Below are 4,980 nucleotides of genomic sequence, written 5' to 3'. Positions count from 1 at the left end.
GCCGGGTGCTATCGGTGGTCGACGCGGGGCAGGTCTCTTGATGACGGGGCGACGTTCATTCATGCGTCGCGGCATGATCAGGTCGCGATGGTGGCCAACTTCGTGTACGACGATGTGGCCGGGCCGCTGAGTCTGCTGGTGATCGATACCGGGCGGCTGGTGTCGGCGTTGTGTGTCGAGGACCTGGACGGGATCGGCATCACGTTCCCGCACATCTACGGGCCGTTGAACCTGGATGCGGTGGTCGAGGTCCGCCGGTACGAGCGTGCGGCCGACGGCCGATGGCCGGAAGTGGCTGCCGAAGTCGTATCCTGATCACGGAACGGGTCGGTCGGGCGATCGCGTCGTCCACGCGAGTGGGCGCCGAGGAAAGTCCGGACTCCACAGGGCAACGTGGTGGGTAACGCCCACCCGGGGCAACCCGCGGGACAGTGCCACAGAGAACAGACCGCCAGCGGCTTCGGTGAACCCCGTGGTTCATCGAGGTGCGGGTGAGGGTGAAACGGTGGTGTAAGAGACCACCAGCTCCCCAGGTGACTGGGGAGGCTCGGTAAACCCCACGTGGAGCAAGGCCAAGAAGGACGACGGGCAACCGTCGTCCGCGCGAGCGTTCGAGGGCTGCCCGCCCGAGCTCGCGGGTAGGCTGCTAGAGGCGGCTGGCAACAGTCGTCGTAGATAGATGATCGCCGTAACAGGATCCGGCTTACGGACCGACCCGTTCCCCCACCCGACGGCGCGCGCTGCTGTGCGGCGCGCGCTGCCGCGAGGATCAGAAGGTGTGTTCGTCGGTGGGGAAGGTGCCGTTGGCCACGTCGGCGGCGTAGGTGGTGGCGGCGCCGGTGAGGATGCCCCGGAGGTCGGCGTACTGCTTGACGAAGCGGGGCATCGGGCCGGAGCGGAGGCCGGCCATGTCTTGCCAGACGAGGACCTGGGCGTCGGTGTCGCGGCCGGCGCCGATGCCGATGGTCGGGATCGGGATGCGCTTGGTGATCTCGGCCGAGACGTCGCCGGGGACCATCTCGAGCACCAGGGAGAAAGCGCCGGCTTCGGCGAGGGCGACGGCGTCGTCGATCAGGCCGGCGGCTTGGTCGCCTCGGCCCTGGACGCGGTAGCCGCCGATGCTGTGTTCGCTCTGCGGGGTGAAGCCGATGTGCGCCATCACGGGGATGCCGGACTGGGTCAGCTTCTCGACCATCGGTACGACGGTTCGGCCGCCCTCGAGCTTGACCGCGTGGACGCCGGCTTCCTTCATGAACCGGACCGCCGTGTGGAAGGCCTGCTCCGGCGACGCCTGGTACGAACCGAACGGCAGGTCGGCGACGACCAGCGCGCGACTGGCTGCGTTCGCCACAGCGCGGGCGAGCGGGATGAGCTCGTCCACCGTGACGCGCAAGGTCGTGTCGTAGCCGAAGACGTTGTTGGCGGCGGAGTCGCCGACGAGCAGGACGGGGATGCCGGCCTGGTCGAAGATCTCGGCGGTGTACTGGTCGTACGCCGTCAGCATCGCCCACTTCTCGCCGCGGTTCTTCATGTCCCGCAGGTGGTGGACGCGGTACCGCCGCGGCCGCTTCGGCGGCTCACCCGAACCACCTCCGGAACCGCCGCCCTCGGACGGACGACTCTCGGCGGGCGGCACTGACGGTTCGCCGGACTCCGGCGTACCGGCGCTTGCAGTTGCTGCTGCTTGGGCGCGGCGTGCGCGGTGCGTGGCGACGTGCTCGGCCGGCACCTGGCTCGGGGCGTCCTGCTGTACGTCGGCCCGTCGGCGCGCGCCGATCCGCGACCGTGGCTCGCTCATCGGGGTGTTGCTCTCGTACTCGGCGCTGGGATCCGACAGGTAGCTCGGAGCCGGCTGGGTCTTCTGATCCGGCGAAGGCGCGGGGGCCTGAGTGGACGGTGTCGGGGCAGGCGTCTGCTGCTGGGCCGGAGGGCGCGGCGGAGTCGGCGGCTGCAACGGGAATTGCTGCTGAGCCGGCTGCTGCTGCTCTGGCTGCCGACCGGGCGGAGGCTGCAGCGGGCTCAACCCGTTGCCCGGCGACTGCGATGGCGACTGCGGCGGCTGCGACTGCCCAGGCGACTGCGACTGCGGCGGCGCAGGCGGTTGCAGAGGCAACGCACCCGTCGTCGGCGGTACGCCGTTCTGCTGCGGCGCAGGGCTGCTCCAGTTGGTCGACCCGTTCGACGCAGGCGGCGCGTGCTGGGTCAGCCCGTTGCTGCCCTGCGGCGCGGCCGGGGGACGCGGGGGCTGCTGCGGTGCCTCCTGCCGAGGCTGCTGGGGCTGAGGCTGCTGCTGCGGCGGGGGAGCCTGCCGGTTCGGCGGTACGCCGTTGTTCCCGTTCCCCGGTGTGAACGGGCTGGGCCGATTCGGGGCAGGCGGCTGCTGCGGACGGAACGGGCTCTCCTGCGGGTACGCCGGCTGTCCGTACGACTGCTCTTCACTCCGCGCCTGCTGCTCGCGCTCCCCGTAGTACTCCGGGCGCTGCGGCGGTTCGCCGTACGGCGATCGTGGCGGCTGCTGACTGGGCGCCTGTGCCGGGGGCTGCGCGGGTGGTTGCTGCTCGCCGTACCGCTGCGGGGGAGCGGGCGGGGAGCCGGGCAGGTATGGCGGCTTCGGCACGTACGGCTGCTGCGGCACGGGGCCGCGCTCGAACTGCCGCGGTGCGTTCGGCAGCGACGGCGACGGGTCGAGGCCGAGCCCGTTGGGCCGGTCCCGCCAAGGGTCACTGTCGTAGTCCGAACGGCGGTGCTCTTCGGTTGTCCGGTTCGACGGTCCGGTCCCGTACGGCGAGGGCAGCTCGTCGTCGTCCTGGGTACCGGCCGACATGAAGTTGTCAACCATGGGCTCATCGTCCCACCGATGCGGTGTGCCTGTATAACCCCCTTCAGGGCCACCGCCTGTGCCTGAGACGTCAGTCACATCGTCCCGGGAGGTGCCTGAGTCACGGTCTCTGGACGTGTCTGAGTCACCGCCGACCTCCTCAGGAGATCCCCACGGTGTGTTCTCGGATGGGCGGTACCGCCAGGAGTCGCTCAGTGCTCGGCTGCCTTCCGTGCGTCCTCACGCCATGCATTGGTGATCGGCAACCGGCGGTCCCGGCCGAAGGCCTTGTGGGTGATCTTCGGGCCCGGTGGGTACTGCCGGCGCTTGTACTCCGCGCGGTCGACCAGCTGGATCACCTTGCTCACCAGCTCGGTCTCGAATCCGGCCGCGACCAGCTCGGCGCTGCCGCGGTCCAGCTCGACGTAATCGTCCAGCATGTCGTCGAGCAGGTCGTACGGCGGCAGCGAATCGGTGTCCTGCTGCCCCGGGCGAAGCTCGGCGGACGGGGGTTTGGCGATCGAGTTCTCGGGGATCGGCGGCTGCTTGCCGCGGGCCTTGGCGTCTTCGTTACGCCACTTGGCCAGCCGCCAGACGACGGTCTTCGGGACGTCCTTCAGCGGCGCGAAACCACCGACCGCGTCACCGTAGATGGTGGAGTACCCGACCGAGAGTTCGGATTTGTTGCCGCAGGCAAGTACCAGGTGGCCGTCGGCGTTCGACAGACCCATCCAGATCACTGCGCGGACGCGGGCCTGGAGATTCTCCTCGGCCAGGTCGGTGAGACCGAGAGTGTCGAGGAACGGCTGCACCATCGGCTGGATCGGGATCACCCGGTAGTTCAGGCCGGTGCGCGCGGCGAGCTCGGCGGCGTCGTCCTTGGAGTGGTCACTGGAGTACACACTCGGGTTCGAGATGCCGAACACGTGCTCGGACCCGATCGCGTCACAAGCGATCGCCGCGACCAGTGACGAGTCGATGCCGCCGGACAGTCCGAGCAGGACCGACTTGAAGCCGTTCTTCTGCACGTAGTCGCGCAGGCCGGTGACGATCGCGCCGTACATCTCGGCCTCGTCCGCCAGCCGCGGCGCAACGGCGGCCGCGATCGGTTCGTACGCCGGGAGCGCGTCCTCGTGGATGACCGTGTGCACGATCTCGATGCCCTCGTGCGTACCGGACGGCGTACCGGTCGCGGCGGGCAGTTCGAGGTCGACGACCATGCTGCCCTGCTCGAACTGCGGTGCGCGGGCGAAGATGTTGCCTTCGGCGTCGGAGATCAGCGAGTCGCCGTCGAAGACGAGCTCGTCCTGGCCGCCGATCAGGTTCACGTAGGCAAGGGCGCAGTCGGCCTCGCGAGCACGCCGCGTGACGAGCTCGCCCCGTACGTCGTCCTTGTTCGCCTCGTACGGCGAGCTGTTGATCACCAGAAGCAGACCCGCATCAGCGGCCTTCGCCACGGCCACCGGACCGCCGTCCTGCCACAGGTCCTCACAGATCGCCAGCGCGACATCGATGCCGTGGATCCGGACCACCTGCAGTGTGTTTCCCGGAACGAAGTGCCGGAACTCGTCGAACACCCCGTAGTTCGGCAGGTGGTGCTTCACCGCACTGGTCACCACGTGCCCTTGGTGGATGACCGCGGCGGCGTTCGTCGGAGAACCCTTCGGACGGCCGAGACGGTCGACGCCCATCGCCGTACCGGTGGCGCGGTCCAGATACCCACACACCACCACGATGTCGCCCAGACCCTCGTCGGCCAGCCGCTTCGCCAGGGTCTGGATCTTCGCCTGCGAAGCATCCACGAACGACCCCCGCAACGCGAGGTCCTCGACCGGATAACCAGTCAGCGCCATCTCCGGAAACGCCACGACGTGCGCACCCCGCTCGACGGCGTTTCGGGTCCAGGCAACGATCTTCTCGGCATTCCCGTCCACATCACCGACAGTCACATTGAGCTGAGCAAGAGCCACCCGAAGCTGAGACACGAGAGCACACTACTGTCTCCGCTGCTCTTTCCAACCCCCGATCCACCCCAGGACACGCGCGAGGTTCACCTCAACCGGTTCAATCGCGTCCACTCGCAGGTGCTCCGACCCGACCCCCGGATACTCCACCCGCATCCGCTCGACGTGATCCCACCCCACCTCGTGCCACCCCGGAAT

General features: G+C 68.9%; 3 protein-coding genes and 1 other RNA gene. 2 read left to right on the top strand and 2 right to left on the bottom strand.

Annotated features, from left to right (window positions below; translation table 11 throughout):
* On the top strand, window positions 1–315 hold a 315-nt coding region (locus E1261_RS43200; protein WP_132415909.1), incomplete at its 5' end, for a DUF952 domain-containing protein.
* An 8-nt stretch (window positions 316–323) separates the two neighbouring features.
* An RNA gene (gene rnpB / locus E1261_RS43195) (RNase P RNA component class A) lies at window positions 324–722 on the top strand.
* Between the two features lie 47 nt (window positions 723–769).
* On the opposite strand, the gene panB is transcribed toward rnpB, so the two are convergent.
* Both panB and E1261_RS43185 read right to left on the bottom strand, forming a co-directional pair.
* Window positions 770–2,839 (bottom strand): 3-methyl-2-oxobutanoate hydroxymethyltransferase, encoded by a 2,070-nt coding sequence (gene panB / locus E1261_RS46730; RefSeq protein ID WP_238176814.1) that lies wholly within the window; start codon window positions 2,837–2,839, stop codon window positions 770–772.
* A 191-nt stretch (window positions 2,840–3,030) separates the two neighbouring features.
* Entirely contained in the window at window positions 3,031–4,803 is a 1,773-nt protein-coding gene (locus E1261_RS43185; RefSeq protein WP_132415907.1) for an NAD+ synthase, read from the bottom strand.
* Window positions 4,804–4,980: the final 177 nt, after the last annotated feature.

Source organism: Kribbella albertanoniae (assembly GCF_004348455.1).
Lineage (GTDB): Bacteria > Actinomycetota > Actinomycetes > Propionibacteriales > Kribbellaceae > Kribbella > Kribbella albertanoniae.
Note: the sequence above shows the minus strand (reverse complement) of the source record. Positions and strands in the feature narration are given on the sequence as shown.